General features: G+C 35.9%; 22 protein-coding genes. 11 read left to right on the forward strand and 11 right to left on the reverse strand.

Annotation, left to right across the window (positions count from 1 at the left end; all coding sequences use genetic code 11):
* The first annotated feature begins 47 nt into the window (after positions 1 to 47).
* From F3J23_RS20140 to trpS, 6 genes are all read left to right on the forward strand, one after another.
* Positions 48 to 428, forward strand: a complete 381-nt coding sequence (locus tag F3J23_RS20140; protein WP_167033116.1) for a TraR/DksA family transcriptional regulator — start codon at positions 48 to 50, stop codon at positions 426 to 428.
* A 78-nt stretch (positions 429 to 506) separates the two neighbouring features.
* A complete protein-coding gene (locus F3J23_RS20145) occupies positions 507 to 752 on the forward strand; it encodes a DUF6576 domain-containing protein (RefSeq protein ID WP_167033118.1) in 246 nt (81 codons plus the stop codon).
* Positions 753 to 768: 16 nt separating this feature from the next.
* Positions 769 to 963, forward strand: a complete 195-nt coding sequence (locus F3J23_RS20150) for a DUF2683 family protein (protein WP_034692495.1) — start codon at positions 769 to 771, stop codon at positions 961 to 963.
* On the forward strand, positions 963 to 1,601 hold the full coding sequence (locus F3J23_RS20155) for a lipoprotein signal peptidase (protein WP_167033120.1): 639 nt from the start codon (positions 963 to 965) through the stop codon (positions 1,599 to 1,601). Before F3J23_RS20150 ends, F3J23_RS20155 begins: the two co-directional genes overlap by 1 nt.
* A 15-nt stretch (positions 1,602 to 1,616) precedes the next feature.
* The gene (locus F3J23_RS20160) at positions 1,617 to 2,261 is read left to right on the forward strand and encodes a vancomycin high temperature exclusion protein (RefSeq protein WP_167033122.1); all 645 of its coding nucleotides are present in this window, start codon (positions 1,617 to 1,619) and stop codon (positions 2,259 to 2,261) included.
* Between the two features lie 183 nt (positions 2,262 to 2,444).
* Complete coding sequence (trpS, locus tag F3J23_RS20165) at positions 2,445 to 3,413, forward strand: tryptophan--tRNA ligase (RefSeq protein WP_167033124.1); 969 nt, start codon at positions 2,445 to 2,447, stop codon at positions 3,411 to 3,413.
* Positions 3,414 to 3,550: 137 nt separating this feature from the next.
* On the opposite strand, the gene F3J23_RS20170 is transcribed toward trpS, so the two are convergent.
* From F3J23_RS20170 to F3J23_RS20210, 9 genes are all read right to left on the reverse strand, one after another.
* Positions 3,551 to 4,834: a sensor histidine kinase gene (locus F3J23_RS20170; protein ID WP_167033125.1), complete on the reverse strand. Its 1,284-nt coding sequence runs from the start codon at positions 4,832 to 4,834 to the stop codon at positions 3,551 to 3,553.
* A complete protein-coding gene (locus F3J23_RS20175; RefSeq protein ID WP_167033127.1) occupies positions 4,834 to 5,505 on the reverse strand; it encodes a response regulator transcription factor in 672 nt (223 codons plus the stop codon). The genes F3J23_RS20170 and F3J23_RS20175 overlap by 1 nt, the downstream gene beginning before the upstream one ends.
* A gap of 111 nt (positions 5,506 to 5,616) precedes the next feature.
* On the reverse strand, positions 5,617 to 5,838 hold the full coding sequence (locus F3J23_RS20180) for a PepSY-like domain-containing protein (protein WP_167033129.1): 222 nt from the start codon (positions 5,836 to 5,838) through the stop codon (positions 5,617 to 5,619).
* A gap of 35 nt (positions 5,839 to 5,873) precedes the next feature.
* Positions 5,874 to 6,323 carry a PepSY-like domain-containing protein gene (locus F3J23_RS20185; RefSeq protein ID WP_167033131.1) on the reverse strand — a complete coding sequence of 150 codons (450 nt, stop codon included), beginning with the start codon at positions 6,321 to 6,323 and terminating at the stop codon, positions 5,874 to 5,876.
* Positions 6,324 to 6,479: 156 nt separating this feature from the next.
* Positions 6,480 to 7,175 carry a YjjG family noncanonical pyrimidine nucleotidase gene (locus F3J23_RS20190; protein WP_167033133.1) on the reverse strand — a complete coding sequence of 232 codons (696 nt, stop codon included), beginning with the start codon at positions 7,173 to 7,175 and terminating at the stop codon, positions 6,480 to 6,482.
* A 202-nt stretch (positions 7,176 to 7,377) separates the two neighbouring features.
* Positions 7,378 to 7,968 carry an RNA polymerase sigma factor gene (locus tag F3J23_RS20195; protein ID WP_167033135.1) on the reverse strand — a complete coding sequence of 197 codons (591 nt, stop codon included), beginning with the start codon at positions 7,966 to 7,968 and terminating at the stop codon, positions 7,378 to 7,380.
* A 196-nt stretch (positions 7,969 to 8,164) separates the two neighbouring features.
* The gene (locus F3J23_RS20200; RefSeq protein WP_167033137.1) at positions 8,165 to 8,656 is read right to left on the reverse strand and encodes a hypothetical protein; all 492 of its coding nucleotides are present in this window, start codon (positions 8,654 to 8,656) and stop codon (positions 8,165 to 8,167) included.
* 82 nt (positions 8,657 to 8,738) lie between these two features.
* Positions 8,739 to 10,019, reverse strand: coding sequence for a methionine adenosyltransferase (gene metK, locus F3J23_RS20205; protein ID WP_167033139.1), 1,281 nt, complete (start codon positions 10,017 to 10,019; stop codon positions 8,739 to 8,741).
* A gap of 234 nt (positions 10,020 to 10,253) precedes the next feature.
* Positions 10,254 to 11,204: a LysR substrate-binding domain-containing protein gene (locus tag F3J23_RS20210; protein WP_065400946.1), complete on the reverse strand. Its 951-nt coding sequence runs from the start codon at positions 11,202 to 11,204 to the stop codon at positions 10,254 to 10,256.
* Between the two features lie 131 nt (positions 11,205 to 11,335).
* Between F3J23_RS20210 and F3J23_RS20215 the strand changes: the two genes are divergently transcribed.
* The 5 genes from F3J23_RS20215 to F3J23_RS20235 all read left to right on the forward strand — a co-directional run bounded on the left by F3J23_RS20215 (position 11,336) and on the right by F3J23_RS20235 (position 15,643).
* A complete protein-coding gene (locus F3J23_RS20215; protein WP_167033141.1) occupies positions 11,336 to 12,823 on the forward strand; it encodes a catalase in 1,488 nt (495 codons plus the stop codon).
* Between the two features lie 105 nt (positions 12,824 to 12,928).
* Positions 12,929 to 13,696 (forward strand): enoyl-CoA hydratase/isomerase family protein, encoded by a 768-nt coding sequence (locus tag F3J23_RS20220; protein WP_167033143.1) that lies wholly within the window; start codon positions 12,929 to 12,931, stop codon positions 13,694 to 13,696.
* Between the two features lie 52 nt (positions 13,697 to 13,748).
* Positions 13,749 to 14,171 (forward strand): deoxycytidylate deaminase, encoded by a 423-nt coding sequence (locus F3J23_RS20225; RefSeq protein WP_002983800.1) that lies wholly within the window; start codon positions 13,749 to 13,751, stop codon positions 14,169 to 14,171.
* Between the two features lie 6 nt (positions 14,172 to 14,177).
* Positions 14,178 to 15,092, forward strand: a complete 915-nt coding sequence (gene xerD, locus F3J23_RS20230; protein ID WP_167033145.1) for a site-specific tyrosine recombinase XerD — start codon at positions 14,178 to 14,180, stop codon at positions 15,090 to 15,092.
* Between the two features lie 38 nt (positions 15,093 to 15,130).
* The gene (locus tag F3J23_RS20235; protein WP_167033148.1) at positions 15,131 to 15,643 is read left to right on the forward strand and encodes an NUDIX hydrolase; all 513 of its coding nucleotides are present in this window, start codon (positions 15,131 to 15,133) and stop codon (positions 15,641 to 15,643) included.
* Positions 15,644 to 15,790: 147 nt separating this feature from the next.
* Here F3J23_RS20235 and F3J23_RS20240 read toward each other — a convergent pair whose 3' ends face one another.
* Together F3J23_RS20240 and F3J23_RS20245 are read right to left on the reverse strand one after the other, a co-directional pair.
* Positions 15,791 to 16,249 carry a heme-binding domain-containing protein gene (locus F3J23_RS20240; RefSeq protein WP_167033150.1) on the reverse strand — a complete coding sequence of 153 codons (459 nt, stop codon included), beginning with the start codon at positions 16,247 to 16,249 and terminating at the stop codon, positions 15,791 to 15,793.
* Between the two features lie 3 nt (positions 16,250 to 16,252).
* A complete protein-coding gene (locus F3J23_RS20245; RefSeq protein WP_167033152.1) occupies positions 16,253 to 18,055 on the reverse strand; it encodes an Ig-like domain-containing protein in 1,803 nt (600 codons plus the stop codon).
* Positions 18,056 to 18,076 lie beyond the last annotated feature (21 nt).

An 18,076-nucleotide genomic window follows, 5' to 3' on the forward strand; every position in this document is an offset into this window, starting at 1 on the left:
TGTATTTCAAATTCCATTTCATAATTTTATTAAAAAAGAGAAAGAATATGTCAGACGAAAGAGTTAGATACAGCGATGCTGATTTACAGGAATTTAGAGCGATCATTAGAGAAAAAATAGAAAAAGCAGAGAAAGACCTTCAGCTGATCAGAGAAAGTTTCATCAATGACCAGAATAATGGAACAGATGATACTTCCCCTACCTTCAAAGCATTTGAAGAAGGAGCAGAAACGTTGAGTAAAGAACAAAACTCTATTTTAGCAGGAAGACAGGAAAAATTCGTGCGTGATCTTAAGAATGCCTTAATCAGAATCGAGAACAAAACGTATGGTGTTTGCAGAGTAACGGGGAAACTGATCCCTAAGGAAAGACTTTTAGCCGTTCCTCACGCTACGCTGAGCATCGAAGCGAAAAATATGCAGAAATAGCCGTAAGGTTTGTAAAATAATATTGGGTTTATATGGTATTCTTGGATACTTTATAAACCTAATTTTTAATGTATACCCATGAGCGAGTTATTGATTTTAGGAATTGTTATCGCAGCCGTATTGCTGTTTTTCAACAGAGAGTGGATCAGGAACAGATTTTCCCCTGATCAGCAGAAAAATTATACGATTGATGATAAGTTTAATTCTGACAAACGTGAACGGGAGAAAGAAATAGACAAACTTTTGAGTAAAATGGGCAAAAACGGAGTGAATGATCTGTCTGAGAAAGATAGAAAAAGGCTTGACGAGCTGTCCAAAAAGTAAAAAATAAATATAAGAAATGGAATCTATCATAGTACATCCTAAAAATTCTATGGAGCTTAGCGCACTGAAAAGTGTTTTGAAAGAAATGAACATTAAATTTGAAAAAGCTCATGTTAAAAGTTCATTTAACGGACAAAAAGTGGTTAAGAAAGCGAGCGACAATAAAAATGTAAAGCCGGCTTCAAAGCCTTCAAAACCTAAAGGACAGTAATGAAAAAGATATTAGCGATTACATTTTTGGTATTATTAATAGATCAGGCTTCAAAAATCTATATTAAAACCCATTTTAATCTGGACGACAGTATTTCTGTTTTTCCGGGCTTTAAACTTACTTTCGTGGAAAATCCGGGAATGGCTTACGGGTTTCATTTCGGAGGAATTATCGGTAAATATTTTCTGGTAATTTTAAGAGTGTTCTTAATCGGAGGAATGGTTTATATGTTCAGAAAATGGCTAAAAGAAGGAGCTTCCAACTATCTTTTGATCCCAATGTCTATTATCTTTGCCGGTGCTATCGGAAATCTTATCGACGGAATGTTCTATGGAATGATTTTCGACAGTGGAACGGTTTATGACCCAAGCATTGACCGATGGATCGGTTATGGTGGAATTTCTAAGTTTGCTCCTTTCGGGCAAGGGTATTCTACTTTTATGAAAGGATGTGTTGTAGATATGCTTCACTTCCCACTGGTAGACTGGAATGTGCCTGAAAGCTGGCCTTTGATAGGCGGAAAACACCTTGAATTTTTCAAGTATATTTTTAACGTCGCTGATTCAGCTATTACTGTAGGAGCTGCTTTCCTATTAATTTTCAGGAAAAAAGCTTTTCCCAACGGTCTTGAGTTTTAAAAATTATATTTTCGGATGAAAAAAATAATTAAAAATATTTTTAAAATTTTCCTGCTTCTTCTTGTGGCAGGAATTATTTTTATCGCCTGGGCGAACTACAGCATTAAAAAAGAAAGTGAACCATTTGTTTCCTACCATATTACCGATATACCGGAAGCTAAAACCGCATTATTACTGGGAACCGGAAAAACATTGAGCAACGGAACACCGAATGCTTATTTCTATAACAGAATCAAAGCAGCAGCAGACCTTTATAAAAACGGAAAAATACAATACATTATTGTAAGCGGAGACAACAGTACTAAAGATTATAATGAGCCTGAAGATATGCAGCTGGCACTGATTCAGGAAGGTGTTCCGCAGGATAAAATCATTATGGATCATGCCGGGTTCAGAACACTGGATTCTGTGGTAAGAGCAAAGGATATTTTCGGGCAAACCAAACTGATCATCATCTCACAGAAGTTTCATAATGAAAGAGCGGTATTTCTGGCCAGAAAAAACGGAATGGAAGCATTTGGATATAACGCTGCAGATGTAAATAAATATGCAGGTTTAAAGACGAATCTTCGGGAATATTTTGCAAAGGCTAAAGTATATTGGGATCTGCTTCTTGGAGTGGAACCTAAATTTGGCGGTGAAAAAATTGTGATTCCTTAATTTATCTAACCCCAGATTACACAGCACAGATAATTAGGTAAAGGCTGATTACGTTTTTAAGTTTTGGCTAAAGCCCACTCTATTGAACTTTAATTACAGCATCTTTTGATGTTTTTCATTCATTATTCCGGTCAAACCTCGTAAATTTGCAATTCATTAATTTTTAAATATAAATTTTAAACAATGTCAAGAATTCTTACCGGCATTCAAGCCACCGGAACACCCCATCTTGGAAATCTTCTTGGGGCCATTATTCCTGCTATCGAGTTATCCAAGCAGGAAGGAAATGAATCATTTTTATTTATTGCGAATCTTCATACGCTTACCCAGATTAAAGATGCGCAGACTTTAAGACAGAATACCTACGAGATTGCTGCGGCTTGGCTTGCTTGTGGATTAGATACCGAAAAAACATTTTTCTACAGACAAAGTGATATCGCTGAAACCTGTGAACTATCTTGGCATTTATCATGTTTTTTTCCTTATCAAAGATTAACACTGGCTCACTCATTTAAAGATAAAGCTGATCGTCTTCAGGATGTGAATGCAGGATTATTCACCTATCCAATCTTAATGGCTGCAGATATTTTACTGTATGATGCAGAGATTGTTCCTGTAGGAAAAGATCAGCTTCAGCATTTGGAAATTGCAAGAGATGTGGCTTCAAGGTTCAATAACCAGATGGGTGAAGTTTTTGTATTGCCACAATCTGAGCTTCAGGAGGACACTAAATATGTTCCCGGAACAGATGGGCGCAAAATGTCTAAATCCATGGGAAATATCATCAATATTTTCTTACCTGAAAAGGAACTGAAAAAACAGGTGATGAGCATTGAATCAGATTCAAAGTCTTTAGAAGAGCCTAAAGATCCTGCAACAGATAAGACTTTCCAGATTTATGAGCTTATTGCAACACCTGAGCAGACAGAGGAACTGAGAGCTAAATATCTTGCCGGCAACTTTGGATACGGACATGCTAAAAAGGAGCTGTTAGACCTTATCCTTATACGTTTTGCCAAAGAAAGAGAAACGTTCGATTATTATATGAACAATCTTGATGAATTGGAAGCCAAACTACAGGAAGGAGCGGCGAAAACAAGACCTATTGCAATGGAAACTCTTAAAAGAGTAAGAACTAGTTTAGGATTTTAATCCTTAATTTAAATATAAGTAAACGGCTATCCCTTTTGAGATAGCCGTTCTTTTTTGGGTTATAAATACGCTGAAATGAGCAAAATATTTTTTGTTGCTGATCTCACAGATTAAACAGATATAATCTGAAACTCCTATTACATTATATTTTTTGTGAGGACGAAATAATGCATCTGATCTTCAAACTCATACGTGATATCCCAGCCAGGATATTGTTTGATAATTGTTTTAATGATGGACAGCCCTAAGCCGGTAGAGCTATGATCGGATGCCTGTTTATAGAAACGGTTAAAAATACGGGATTTATCCAAAGAGTTTGATGTTCCGCTGTTTTGAAAGGTAATTCTGTCGTTTTCTATGATGATATTCAACATACCTTCTTCATTGTTATACTTGACTGCATTTTTAAGGAGATTAGATAATAAAATATCTGCCAGATCGTGGTTAAAAGCGGCTTCAAATGTTCCTTTTTCAATGATATTAACATCTACCTTTTTAAATTCAATAAAGTCCTCATAGCTTTGTACAAGTTCCTTGATCAAAACATTAAAATCTACAGCTAATGCCTTATTATACTGGTTATTTTCTATCTTCGAGAGCATTAGTAAAGATTTATTCAATCCTACCATTCTCCTCAGATCATTCTTAAGCTCAGAAAGAAAATTCAGACTTTTTTTATCGAGATCTTCGTTCTGAATAATAAGATCGATCTTATTGATAACAATAGCAAGCGGCGTCTGAAGTTCATGGGATGCATTTTCAATAAACTGTTTCTGCTGATAGAAAACAAGCTCATTACGTTCAATCATTTCATTGATTTCCACGTTCAGTTCTTCAAATTCGGTAATGGTATATTTCTGGTTTTCTTGTGAAAAAGGGATTCCAAACTGGTATTTTTTAAGCTTTTCCAAAATCCTGTAGAAGGGACGCATTGCCTTATTAAGCAGATATCCATTAACTACCACAATACTGATCACCAAAAGGATATAAAGTACGATCAAAGCCGTTGTAAGATCATAGATTAACTCATCTTCCTCTACTGTTGAAGTCCTTATAATAAGACGCTGATGGTGTTTGAACTGATCGATAAAATCTGCTTCAAGAACTCTGTAAGGCTGGTCCTTATCATCATATTCCATGTAATACATCTTATCGTAAAGCCTGCTTTTATTTTTATAATCTCCGGCTTTAATCGGAATGATTTTAAATTCATTAAACCCAAAATCATTATTCTTTAATAGCTGAGGATTGAGATACACCGCTTTTATAATCTGTATCTTTCGGTCTTTCAACCCATCATCCACATTATCGTGTACTTCATCCAGAATATAGGCATAAAATAGCCCTGCCCACACTGCAATAATAAGCAGCAGGATCATGATCAGGTATTTTATGGTATAGTATTTTAAAGAAACTTTCATCAGATGAATTTATATCCTATTCCGTACACCGCCTGGAAGTCTGCCTCCGCATGGAATGACTTGAGCTTTTTACGGAGATTTTTAATTTGGGAGTAAATAAAGTCCAGACTGTCTGCCTGGTCTATATAATCTCCCCAGATAGCTTCTGCCAAAGTGGTTTTCTGTAATGTTTTTTCAGGATGAATTACAAAATAATACAGAAGATCATATTCTTTGCGGTTAAGGATCAACTCTTCATTTCCTATTTTCACGGTTCTGTTTTCCGGATCTATGCTTATATTCTTGTATTTGATAATATTTTCTCCGTCCTGATGTTTTCTTCTGATCACAGATCTTATTCTTGCCATCAGTTCTGCAAGGTGAAAAGGTTTGGCGAGATAATCGTCTGCACCTATTTCCAGTCCGGTTACTTTATCTTCTACGGAATCTTTGGCAGACAAAATGATTACCGGATCTTTTTTATGCAATTTCTTAATTTCTTTCAGCAGATCTATTCCATTGCCGTCAGGCAGCATGATGTCCAATAAAATACAGTCATACTCGTAAGAGATGATTTTATCCAGTCCCGAACTGTAATTATCGGCATGTTCCACTATGAAATTTTCTGACTCCAGAAACTTCTGTACGGTATCCTTTAATTCCGGCTCATCCTCTACTATTAAAATCTTCATTCCTTCTTTGGATTACGATATTCAACGGCTTTCTTCTATCAAATATATGAAATTATAAGGTAGGAGGCTGGAAGGTACTTTTCTATCCTGTACAATTTCCAGCTCCCGGTTTTAATTCTTTAAAAATGAGTTCGTTTTTACATAACGTCCGTCTGCATCAAAAACAAGGCATAGACCGTTCATCAGGCGTATTTTGTATGCATTATATTTTTTTTCAATAGAATCAACCACACTTCCAGGATGATGCTTTGTCATAAAAGACACAATACTCTTTCTAATCTTGGAGGAAGACTGTTTTCTTCCATTGCTTCTTATTAAATTCCAATTGACCATAATATTTACAATTTAGTGTTAATCTGCTTTTTGATTTAATCATCAATCTTTTTAAAGTTCCCGTTTCTGTCGAATTCCAGTTCCAATCCGTTGGAAAGCTCAGCTTTATAAGACCATCTCTTCTTTTCAACCTTAACGATATAAGTATTAGGGAAATTTTTTGTACTGTAATTCCTGATGGAACCCGGAATAAAACCATAAGGAATTTTCTGATGCTTACCATCTACTTCTTTCCAGTTTCCTTCGCTGTCAAATTCTATTTTCATTCCGTTGGTCAGATATACTTTGTATTCATCTATTCCATAGATTTCCCTGTCTTCAATAGCAGAGGTTACAGGTATTCCTTTAAAATAACCCGCAATAAAGTTTTTGGCTGTCTTTGGGAGCTGGCCAGCACTGATTGCCCGGTCTTGGGCAGAAACAAATCCTCCTATTAATAAAAACAACACCATCAATACTCCTGTGATCTTTTTTACATTTTTCATAACATTAAGTTTTTCTGTCATTATTATGGAGCAAAGTTCCTAATCAATTTAGGAAAGATTTGGGAATAGATTAATCATAAAAAAACCATCAAGACAAATTGCCTTAATGGTTTAATATTTTAATTGACTGGCAGGCTTTATTCAAGCCTGAAGAATTTATAAATAATCTTTGATTTGCTGAAGATGGGTTATTGCCTTCAACCCCTCTTTCTGCTTATCTTCCTTATAGACATCAAAGAAGATGGCATCCATGCCGAAATCTGTTGCTCCCATTGCGTCTGCAATCCAGTCGTCTCCAATTAAGATACTTTCATCTTTTCGGGCTTCAGACAGCCCTAAAGAATATTCAAAGATCTTAGGATTGGGCTTTCTCACTCCTATGGCATCTGCACTCGTAATGGTTTTAAAATAGGGAGCAATTCCGGATAAGGTACATTTCCTTTCCGTTACTTCCTGAAAACCGTTAGAAATAATGTGAAGTGTATAGTTTTTAGCCTTTAAATAGTCCAGAATCTCTTCTGCCCCTTCTACCAATTCATTATGACTTACAATATTATCCAGAAAGTTCTCTTCAAAATAAAGAGAAAGTTCCTTATTGTCTACACCAAAATGTTTGAATGAGTCATAAAAACGGTGTTCTCTCAAATACTCTTTGCCAATAATTCCATCTCTGATCTTTTCCCACAATTCTTCGTTGATATCATGGTAAACAGCATGAAACTCTTCAAAGTCAATATTATACTTTGAAGTTATTTGCTGTTGTTCAAAAAGGTCTTTGATGGTAAGATAGGCATTCCTACGATGATCCCAGAGTGTATTATCCAGGTCAAAATAAACGTGCTGCATTTTCATACAGCACAAAGTTAGTCATTTTAATTTTTTAAAATCGGATAATTCTTGCTCTTCGTTTTCACGACTTCAATACTTTTTGAAAAATTGAGCAGAAAATCAATGGTTTGTTTCTTAGGTTTCAAAGTTTTCACTTTTAAGGAGTCATTTTTTTTCATTGGCGAAGTATGTTTCCTTTAAAACGTGAAATTTCGCGAAATATTATCTATCTGGTTAATATTATGTTATTTTCATCCATGATTTTTCTCAGGTTTATCAGAGCATATCTTACGCGTCCTAAAGTCGTATTAATACTCATCTCGGTATGATCTGCGATTTCTTTAAAACTTAAACCGTCAAAAAACCTCAGTTTAATAACTTCTTGCTGATTCAGAGGAAGATATTGCAGCATTTTAAGCAAGTCTTCCTGAATCTGATTGGTTACCAACTGATCCTCTATATTTTCAGAAGGCTCTCTGATCAGGTCAAAAATAGAATATTCATCCGTCTCAAATGTAGTTTCCGAAACTTTAATATTTTTAGCTTTTGATCTGAAATGGTCAATGATCAGATTATGGGAAATCCTTTTTGCCCAAAGAATGAATTTGCCTTCTTCGTTATAGCGTCCTTCTTTCAGCATTACAATAATCTTCATGAATGTATCCTGAAAGATATCGTTGGCTAAATCTTCATCATTAATTTTGTAAAAAATGAATGTAAACAGTTCTCGCTGATGCCTGTGTATGAGGGTTGATAAAGCACCCTCGTCTCCTTTTTGATAAAGGGAAATTAGTAAACTATCCGATTTTGATTTCATAACTCTTCTCAATATAAATATTTGCAGACAGGTATTCCTCCAGATATTTCATCTGGCTTTCGCTGTATATACAAAACAGTTCTTTAGAGTAGAGTCTCTTCTATAGGCGGCACAATTATATTATGGTGTAAATATAATAATTTTTTAATAACTGTTAACCAATTATTAAATTTTCCCTATAAAAATTTAAAAAAAATCACTTTAACATATCATGAATAAAGACAGTGGGAATATTTAATGTAAAATTAATATTTAAACCTTTCATCTCTTTTCCGTTTAAACGTGTATCTCCAATAGGAAAAGCATACCCTCCTGTAAGATCCAGCATCCCAAATAAGGTAACCCCGATTTTAGGTGCTATATATTTATTGGTACCTTCCACACCCGCTAAAAAGTAATAGGAATGATAAAAGTCTACATTTTTTTCAAAATTAAGAAGAATGTCTGCCTGAAGTTTCGGCATAATGGCAAACTTAGAGTTTGTTGATCCCATTAAAGCAGATGCTCCCAGTCTGTAAATCACATCATCATTTTTAAGAAAAAGCAGCTTACCTCCTAATTCTCCGAAACTCTGATTCTGATAGGTATATCCCACACTGATCATTTTATGCATCGTGTATTGTGCTTTTGCCCATGTGCTCAGAAAAAACAAGGATAGAATGGTAATTGCAGTCTTAATATTCATCATCTTTCAATTAATTAGAATGTAAAATTAAAAAAAACTGCCTTATCAGAGGATAAAGCAGTTCATTTATTATGTAAGAAAAAAATTAAATTCCGAAAGCAGCTTTTATTTCGTCTACTTTATCCAGTTTCTCCCAAGTGAAGAATTCAAGCCCTTTTAACGTCAATTCGTTTTTGTGACCTTTATTGAATGTCTTATCAGCAACATAATGTTCTTTACCCATGTGCCCGTAAGAAGCAGTTTCCTGATAAATAGGATTTCTTAATTTCAGGTTTTGCTCAATAGCATAAGGTCTCAAATCGAAGATGGTAGAAACCTTTTTAGCAATGTCTCCATCGTGAAGGTCTACTTTTGCAGTTCCATAAGTATTAATGTATAAACCACAAGGTTCAGCTACACCAATAGCATAAGAAACCTGTACTAAAACTTCATCAGCAATTCCTGCTGCCACTAAGTTTTTAGCAATATGTCTTGTTGCATATGCTGCACTTCTGTCTACTTTAGACGGATCTTTTCCTGAAAAAGCACCACCACCGTGAGCTCCTTTACCTCCGTAAGTATCAACAATGATTTTTCTTCCTGTAAGACCTGTATCTCCGTGAGGTCCTCCGATAACGAATTTACCTGTTGGATTGATGTGATATTTGATCTGATCGTTGAATAATGCCTTGATCTCTTCAGTCTGCTGGGCTACAACTCTAGGAACCAAAATATTTTTGATGTCTTCACGGATCTTGTTCAGCATTTCCTCTTCCGTTCCGAAATCATCATGCTGTGTAGAAACCACGATAGAATCAATTCTGATAGGCTTATGATCATCAGAATATTCAATTGTTACCTGGCTTTTTGCATCAGGACGAAGGTAAGTGATATCTGTATTTTCTCTTCTGATAGCAGAAAGCTCTTTAAGAATAGTATGGGCAAGATCCAGCGCAAGAGGCATATAGTTTGCCGTTTCGTTAGTTGCGTATCCGAACATCATTCCCTGGTCACCAGCACCTTGTGCATTAGCTTTAGCTTCGAACGACTCATCATTTACAGCTCTGTCAACTCCCTGGTTGATATCAGGTGATTGTTCATGGATCGCAGAAATAACTCCACAAGAATCTCCATTGAACATATATTCACCTTTTGTATATCCGATTCCATTGATTACTTCTCTGGCAATCGTTTGTACATCAAGATAAGCATCAGATTTTACCTCTCCTGCCAATACAACCTGTCCAGTAGTTACAAGAGTTTCACAAGCTACTTTTGAACTTTTATCATATGCCAGGAAATGGTCGATTAATGCATCGGAAATCTGATCGGCTATTTTATCCGGATGTCCTTCTGAAACTGATTCAGACGTAAATAAATAAGACATATTATTCTTTGTTTTTAGATTAAAAATAATGATGAAGAAAAATAAGAATAAAATTGCCCAGAAAAAAAGAATACTGTTTTAGCATTTTTTTATAGAGGTTGCAATCAGGTCAAATTTTTCCTCGTTAATAAACGTCAGCAAATTTAAGCACTATTTTCCTAATACTCAAAATTTTTGTTTACTAATTGTATTTTTCTTTAAATTAATGATTTATATCATTGTAAAGCCTTCCGGTTACTGAGGTTTGATACTTACAAATTCTTTCGGACTTTCGTGATAATTCAGCTTAAGTTCTAAAGAATTTTTGATAGAATGAGATAGCTCATCTATAATCTTCTGCTTAAATGTAGGCTTATAGTAAATAATACTGATCTCTCTGTAAGGGAAAGGTTTTTTGAACCTGAAAACATTTTTTTTCTGCTCTTCAGAAAGCTGGCTTAATGCAAGCTCAGGAAGAATACTGATACCTCCTACTTTGTCTACCATATGTACCAGAGTCTGGATATTGGAAGCAAGGAAGTCTAAGTTTTTAGGCTTCAACGTATTTTCTTTCAGATGACAGATATTTTCAAACTGATTTCTCAGACAGTTTCCTTCTTCAAGAAGCCATACTTTTTCTACATTCAGCTCTTCAGGAATGATGTAAGCGTTCTTTTTGTTGGCTTCTGTATTGGAACTGTAGATCATCAGTTCTTCATTGAAAAGAAAGTCCTGGTAAAACTCATCAGCAGTATCGTAAGGCGTAGAAATGATTCCCGCATCCAGTTCTCCTGCTTTCAGAGCTTTAATGATATTATCTGTGGTCATTTCCTTTACATTCATCTGAATCTTCGGATTTTCTTCAAGGAATTTGAATATTTCCGTAGGCAGGATGAAAGAAGAAACGGTAGGAATAATTCCTAAATTGATGGTTCCTCCTAAAATATTATTCAAAAGGTTGGCTTTGTTTTTCAGTTCATTGACAGATTCTATGATTACCTTTGCCTGATCAATGATCTGAAGACCTACATCCGTAGTACGGATCGGGTGTGTAGTTCTGTCGAAAACTTTCACATCCAGTTCATCCTCAAATTTCTGTATCATGGCACTTAACGTAGGTTGGGTAATAAAACACGCCTGAGCTGCTTTACCAAAATGTTTATACTTATCTACAGCGATAAGATACTCCAGTTGCTGAATGTTCATTTGATTAATATTATCTATTACAAAGATATAACGTTTTTGCTATTAGCAATTAAAAATTCAAGTAAATTTGATATTCACTACCTTTACAGTGATTTTAGAAAAAAGAAACATTTATTCAAATCATCAATTATATGGATTCTAAAAAATTAACGTTAAGTAACGGCACGCCTTATTATGAGCATCAGGATTCCCAGACGGTAGGACCAAGAGGCCCGGTATTGCTGCAAGACTTTGTTCTTCAGGAAAATCTTGCGCATTTCGTTAGGGAAAGAATTCCTGAAAGAATTGTACACGCTAAAGGAAGCGGAGCATACGGAACTTTTACCGTAACGCATGACATCAGCCAATATACAAAAGCAAAACTATTTTCAAAAGTAGGAAATTCATGCAGAATGTTTGCCCGTTTTTCTACAGTGGGAGGAGAAAAAGGGAGTGCTGATACTGCAAGAGACCCAAGAGGTTTTGCCTTAAAATTTTATACCGAAGACGGAAACTGGGATCTTGTAGGAAATAATACTCCGGTATTCTTTATTAAGGATGCGAAAAAATTCCCGGATTTTATTCATACTCAGAAAAGAGTACCAAAAACCAATTTAAAAAGTGCTGCTATGATGTGGGATTTCTGGAGCTTAAATCCGGAATCGCTTCATCAGGTGCTAATTTTAATGTCAGACAGAGGAACGCCATACGGATACCGCCATATGCATGGTTTCGGATCTCATACATTCTCCATGATTAATGATAAAAATGAGAGAGTCTGGGTAAAATTCCATTTCAAAACAAAACAGGGCGTGAAAAACTTCACGAATGAGGAAGCGGTGAAAATGGCAGGTGAAAACCCAGATTTCGCACAGGAAGATCTTTGCAAGGCAATTGAAAACGGAGATTTTCCGAAATGGACCTTATATATCCAGGTGATGACAGAGGAGCAGGCAAGAGATTTCAGATGGAATCCTTTTGATGTAACCAAAGTATGGTTCCATGATGATTTCCCATTAATTGAAGTGGGAGAAATGGAACTGAATGAGGTTCCTGTGAATTATTTTGCCCATGTAGAACAGTCTACCTTCTCTCCAAGCAGTCTTATTAATGGAATCAGTTTTTCACCGGATAAAATGCTTCAGGGGAGATTATTCTCTTATCCGGATGCACACCGCTACAGAGTAGGAGTCAATTCTCATCAATTGGAAGTGAACAGATGCCCGTTCGCAGTCAATAATTATCAGAGAGACGGTTATATGGCAGATTCAAGCCAATACCAGGATCAACCGAACTATTTCCCAAACAGCTTCGATGATATTAAACCGGATCCTTCTTATAAAAACTATGAGTATGAACTGGATAGTGCTCATGTAGCCAACTACAATAGAAATGAAAATGATGGTGATCATTACACTCAGCCCGGGCTTTTATATTCAAAAGCAATGAATGCTGAAGACAGGGATCATCTCGTAAAAAATATTGTAGGAAGTATGAAGGGTATTGACGGACCTAAAAAAGATGAGATCATCAACAGGCAGTTATGCCACTTTTTCCGGGCTAATATTGAGCTTGGCATGAAAGTCGCTTCTCAACTAAATGTTAATATTGATGCAAATATGATGAATCATTCGAAATAATCATATTGAAGGATAAATAAAAAAAAAGGAAAAAAAAATAATATTTTTTCCTTTTTTTTGTAAAAAATTCATAATTTGCAAGGGATGATATTTTAAAGTGGAAAAATGAGTTACGAGAATATATTATTAAAAAAAGAAGATAAATTATCTATCATTACAATAAACAGGCCTGAAAGTTTAAATGCTCTAAATGCAAAAACAATTCAGGAGATCAGTACAGCGCTGGATGAACTTAATGCCGACAATTCCTGCAGGGTAATTATCCTTACCGGAAGTGGAGAAAAGTCTTTCGTAGCAGGTGCTGATATCAAGGAGTTCAGCGACTTCGGACAGGAAAAAGCTGAAGAGCTTGCCAGAAACGGACAACACACATTGTTCAACAAAATTGAAAACCTTTCTAAACCTGTCATTGCTGCCGTAAACGGTTTTGCATTAGGTGGAGGTTTAGAGCTTGCTATGGCATGCCATATCAGATATGCATCGGAAAACGCCAGATTAGGACTTCCTGAAGTAACCCTTGGATTAATTCCGGGATACGGAGGAACTCAAAGGCTTCCAAAGCTTGTAGGAAAAGGTATTGCCAACGAAATGATCTTCTCAGCCAAAATGATCCCTGCTCAGAAAGCAAAAGAGATCGGACTGGTAAATGAAGTATACCCTATCGAAGAATTATTAACCAAAACGAAAGAATTAGCGAACACTATTGCCTACAACTCACCAATGGCAATTTCAAAGGCTATCAATGCCGTGAATTTATCTGACACGGATAAAGGTTTTGAAACTGAAATCAAGTATTTTGGCGAACTTTTTGAAATGGAAGATAAGAAAGAAGGAGTAACTGCTTTCCTTGAGAAAAGAAAGCCGAACTTCTAATCTTTCAAAAAGATTTTAATCCAAAATTATTTCGAAAAATTAATGCTGCGGTATGAATAAGTTTGATAAAGCTTATCTAAAAATGGCTCAGGAATGGGCAAAACTTTCCTACTGTAAGAGAAAACAGGTAGGAGCTCTTATCGTAAAAGATAGGATGATTATTTCAGATGGTTACAACGGAACTCCTTCGGGATTCGAAAACTGCTGTGAAGATGAAGAGGGCAAAACACACTGGTATGTATTGCATGCAGAGGCCAATGCCATATTAAAGCTGGCAGCTTCTACTCAATCTGCTAAAGGAGCCACGTTATATTTAACGCTGTCGCCATGCAAAGAATGCAGTAAGCTGATTCTGCAGGCAGGTATTACAAGACTGGTGTATATTAATGAGTATTCGGATGACGATGGGATATCGTTCCTGAGAAACCATAACATTGAAATAGAACAAATATCGGACTGTGAACTAAAAAAATAAGCACAAATGACTTGGGATGAAAAGATCAAAGATTTTGAAATATTTCTTCGTTTCGAAAGAAATTTTTCAGAAAACACACTCGACGCCTATGTTCGGGACATTAAAAAACTAAAAGATTACGCTGAAGAGGATCTGGAAAACGTCGGTCCGGACTCTATCGGCTACGAAAATCTGCAGGAGTATATTTTCAATCTTTCCAAACAGAAATTCAGTGAGAGATCACAGGCAAGATGGATATCTTCCATTAAAGCCTTTTTCAAATTTCTGCTTGAGGATGAATATCGTGAAGACAATCCTGCAGCGCTACTTGAAGGCCCTAAACTGGGATTATACTTACCTGATACTTTAAGCCTTCCTGATATTAACAAAATTATTGCTGCTATTGAGGTCAATACGGATCTCGGAAAAAGAAACCAATGCATTATTGAGGTATTGTATGGCTGCGGACTCCGTGTTTCCGAACTGATTGATCTGAAGATCTCCAATATTAACTTCAAAGAGCAATACATTAAAGTAAACGGAAAAGGTAACAAAACCCGTTTTGTTCCTTTGGCCGATTATACTGCAGATTTACTGGAGGCTTATATCAAAGAGGTAAGATCTAAAGGAAAAATCAATAAGAAATATGAAGATACTCTGTTTTTGAACAGCCGTGGAACATCTATGTCCAGGGTGATTGTATTTCTTATTATTAAAGAACTTACGGATAAAGCAGGGGTTAACAAAAAGATATCTCCACATACATTCAGACATTCTTTCGCTACGCATTTATTGCAGAATGGTGCGGATCTTCGTTATATTCAGGAGATGCTGGGACATTCCAGTATTACGACTACGGAAATCTATACCCATCTGAAAACGGAAGAACTCAGAGATGTTATTTTGAGTTATCACCCGAGAAATATTAATATTGCTCAATAAAGCGGAGTTATATCCCGATCTTTGAAAAAATATTTATAATGAAATTATTGAAATATTGCCCAAGCTGCGGAAAAGAGTCTTTACTCTGGGATGGTGAAAAGAAATGGAGCTGCCCGGAATGTGGTTTTACACTATACAATAACGTGGCCGGCGCTGTAGCTGTTGTCATAAGATATGGGGATGAAATCTATCTTACCCGAAGAAACCGGGATCCGAAAAAAGGAAAACTGGATCTGGCAGGAGGATTTGTAGACCCTAAAGAAAGTGCAGAAGAAACCTGTAAAAGAGAGCTTTTTGAAGAACTTCAGCTTGATGTTGATATTTCAAACCTGAAATACCTTACCAGCCTTCCTAACATCTATCAGTATAAGGAAATTGATTATCATACGATTGATCTCTTTTACGAATATAATGTTCAGGAGAAGTTTGAGGTAAATCTTGAACTTTCAGAGATCTCGGAAGCAGTATGGATTCCTTTACAGGAACTTCATCTTGAAGATATTGCTTTTGATTCTCAGAAAAGGTTTTTTGAGGATTATTTAAAGAAATAATTTTTGTATCATATGCCTCTCGTGGATTTCAATAATCTACGAGAGTTTTTTTTATATTCTCACGAGTTTTACAGATCAGCCAGATAATGAGCATTCGCTTATAGGTTTGCTCAATACATGGAATGTACTGGAGTCTTTATTCAGGAATTAATATGTTTTCGTCTTCAGCATTTCCTCAAAATACTGAATCAACAGAGATCTTTCCGCTTCAGAAAGATTAGCTTCTTTATGGTAAACAATATAGCCTGGCATTGGCATGGCCTTACTCTGAATCGTTTGGATGGATTTCGTGAGCATATTCTCCTTCAACTCCTTATTATAGGTTTCCCAAACGGAGAAATTAAGATGTTCCCTTCCTTCATTCACATGGCTTTTTACCGACCATGAAACAGGTGCTATAAATGCATATTTAGGATATACCGTTTCATTGGAATGACAGTCGTAACATGCATTTTTAAGCATTATTTTTATCTTCTCAGGTGCTTTCCTGGCATCTACAAAGTTTACAGCAGAATTAACGGGCTTATTCGTTCTGTCAATAGGAACAAACTGTATCAGTGCAAATGCAACCAAAGTCCAGAAAATTATTTTCTTCACCGTCTTCATAACCTATTTCACGGGGATTAATACCGCATTACGAGATTTCGATTCTTTTTTTACTCCCTGATCTATTATAACTTCTTTTTGACTTTGGTTTGTTTGAGCAGGAGAGACAGGAGCAGGAGCGGCCGGAGGAGCTGCACCACTTGTTCCTTTAGGATTATCAAGTGTTCGGGTATCCTTCAGATCCCATTCTTCTCTGGTTTCCCAAAGCCCTCTTACAATAACTTTCTTGTAGAAAATATAAGCATCTTCAGCAAAGGTTTCATTAGCAAAATCAGCTTCATCCCAGAATTTATTTCCGTTATTATCTACGAGTATTCTTACAATATATTCTCCCGGCTTGAGAATATCAAATTTCAGGTTATTCCCTTTTGTATACCTCTGATAAGCTACTTTATCGGAAGAATCCAGCAGCTGGAACCAATAATTGGCAGTTGGTGCATTGGAAAGAGTAAACTCAACACTTCCGAACTGGTCTATCTTAGCCACATCAAAGTCGAAGCGCTTCGACTGCGTATTTTTGGTATAGAAAGAAGAAACAGTTTCTTTAGGAACCGTAAGCTGATATTCTTTTCCGCTTACAAAGTCTGACTGCACCTGGACCTGATAAGGATTGGTTTCTGAAATTTTAGCTTTAAACGGTAAACTAGTCAAACTATCTCCCTTAACGTTGAGTGTCCATTTTGCAGGATCAATTTTATCAATGATATAGGCTGAGGAAAATTTAAAGTCAGCTTTCGGGGCAAGCGAGCTTCCATCATTATCACTGTTAATGTCCATTACATTTTTCTTATTGTACTTGTAAAATAAAGAAACACTGTAAGCACTGTCTTTTTTAGGTCCCATATTGTGGGTAAACACCAACTTATCATTGGTAGTCTGCCCTACATCATTTTTCACAGCATCAAACCAGATCCTTACGGAATCGGATTTTGGTGTATGTGTAATTTTTACATCTTTCAGTTTATCATTTAGAGACTGAACTTTTACCTCCTCCGGATGTCCTTCAAACAACATCAAAACACCTCCGGCAATTTCCTTCAATTCCAGATATTTCACAGGCTTTTTGGAAGGATATACTTTTAAATTTAATCCTGAAATCGATTTTTCTACATCAATAGGCTCTTTCTGAAAGCCAATTTTCTCTTTCCCCGGATCATAGATTGAATTTCCGTTCTCATCTTCAAATGCAATGATCTTATATTTTCCCGGAGTAAGATAATTCAGCTCGTAATAACCGTCGTCATCTACCTTGGTAATATAATACGGCTTCTTTTTATAATTGATTGTATCTTTTACCTGATACAGCCCTACAACCAGTTTATTTTCTGCAGGAGTTCCTGTTTTCTTTTTAAGATCCAAAGCATCTTTAACCTCACCGCTGATGTATAAATCATCCAGCTTATCACCTGTGGAAAAAGCAAAATTGAAATATCTGAGTATATTCGATTCGTTATTATCTACAATTGAATTTCCGAAATTAAAATTATAGGTTGTATTCGCCTGTAAAGTATCTGACCATTGAATAAGAACAAACTTATTGGGAATATTAGACGGAAGAATCCTCGTTATATTTTTGATGGGTGGAGAAATAATCAGGTTCTTATTGATATCTTTCAGAGTCACATATTCATCAAAATCCAGACGGAGCTGATGGATATCTCTTTTGACATTAATTCTTGTGGTATCAATGTTTGAACTTAAAAATTTGGGGGCAAGTGTATCTTTCGGGCCTCCTACGGGAGATCCTACTCTCGCACACGAATGCACAAGAAAACAGATAACGAATAATAAAAGAAACCTTTTCATGAAAATGTTTAAGCAAAAATA

Source organism: Chryseobacterium sp. Tr-659 (assembly GCF_011752975.1).
In the GTDB taxonomy this organism is placed as follows: domain Bacteria; phylum Bacteroidota; class Bacteroidia; order Flavobacteriales; family Weeksellaceae; genus Chryseobacterium.

Bases quoted from the DNA above. Each gene is read 5' to 3' on its own strand.
- F3J23_RS20140 (WP_167033116.1), top strand. From the start codon at position 48: ATGTCAGACGAAAGAGTTAGATACAGCGATGCTGATTTACAGGAATTT.
- F3J23_RS20145 (WP_167033118.1), top strand. From the start codon at position 507: ATGAGCGAGTTATTGATTTTAGGAATTGTTATCGCAGCCGTATTGCTG.
- F3J23_RS20150 (WP_034692495.1), top strand. From the start codon at position 769: ATGGAATCTATCATAGTACATCCTAAAAATTCTATGGAGCTTAGCGCA.
- F3J23_RS20155 (WP_167033120.1), top strand. From the start codon at position 963: ATGAAAAAGATATTAGCGATTACATTTTTGGTATTATTAATAGATCAG.
- F3J23_RS20160 (WP_167033122.1), top strand. From the start codon at position 1,617: ATGAAAAAAATAATTAAAAATATTTTTAAAATTTTCCTGCTTCTTCTT.
- trpS (WP_167033124.1), top strand. From the start codon at position 2,445: ATGTCAAGAATTCTTACCGGCATTCAAGCCACCGGAACACCCCATCTT.
- F3J23_RS20170 (WP_167033125.1), bottom strand. From the start codon at position 4,834: ATGAAAGTTTCTTTAAAATACTATACCATAAAATACCTGATCATGATC.
- F3J23_RS20175 (WP_167033127.1), bottom strand. From the start codon at position 5,505: ATGAAGATTTTAATAGTAGAGGATGAGCCGGAATTAAAGGATACCGTA.
- F3J23_RS20180 (WP_167033129.1), bottom strand. From the start codon at position 5,838: ATGGTCAATTGGAATTTAATAAGAAGCAATGGAAGAAAACAGTCTTCC.
- F3J23_RS20185 (WP_167033131.1), bottom strand. From the start codon at position 6,323: ATGAAAAATGTAAAAAAGATCACAGGAGTATTGATGGTGTTGTTTTTA.
- F3J23_RS20190 (WP_167033133.1), bottom strand. From the start codon at position 7,175: ATGAAAATGCAGCACGTTTATTTTGACCTGGATAATACACTCTGGGAT.
- F3J23_RS20195 (WP_167033135.1), bottom strand. From the start codon at position 7,968: ATGAAATCAAAATCGGATAGTTTACTAATTTCCCTTTATCAAAAAGGA.
- F3J23_RS20200 (WP_167033137.1), bottom strand. From the start codon at position 8,656: ATGATGAATATTAAGACTGCAATTACCATTCTATCCTTGTTTTTTCTG.
- metK (WP_167033139.1), bottom strand. From the start codon at position 10,019: ATGTCTTATTTATTTACGTCTGAATCAGTTTCAGAAGGACATCCGGAT.
- F3J23_RS20210 (WP_065400946.1), bottom strand. From the start codon at position 11,204: ATGAACATTCAGCAACTGGAGTATCTTATCGCTGTAGATAAGTATAAA.
- F3J23_RS20215 (WP_167033141.1), top strand. From the start codon at position 11,336: ATGGATTCTAAAAAATTAACGTTAAGTAACGGCACGCCTTATTATGAG.
- F3J23_RS20220 (WP_167033143.1), top strand. From the start codon at position 12,929: ATGAGTTACGAGAATATATTATTAAAAAAAGAAGATAAATTATCTATC.
- F3J23_RS20225 (WP_002983800.1), top strand. From the start codon at position 13,749: ATGAATAAGTTTGATAAAGCTTATCTAAAAATGGCTCAGGAATGGGCA.
- xerD (WP_167033145.1), top strand. From the start codon at position 14,178: ATGACTTGGGATGAAAAGATCAAAGATTTTGAAATATTTCTTCGTTTC.
- F3J23_RS20235 (WP_167033148.1), top strand. From the start codon at position 15,131: ATGAAATTATTGAAATATTGCCCAAGCTGCGGAAAAGAGTCTTTACTC.
- F3J23_RS20240 (WP_167033150.1), bottom strand. From the start codon at position 16,249: ATGAAGACGGTGAAGAAAATAATTTTCTGGACTTTGGTTGCATTTGCA.
- F3J23_RS20245 (WP_167033152.1), bottom strand. From the start codon at position 18,055: ATGAAAAGGTTTCTTTTATTATTCGTTATCTGTTTTCTTGTGCATTCG.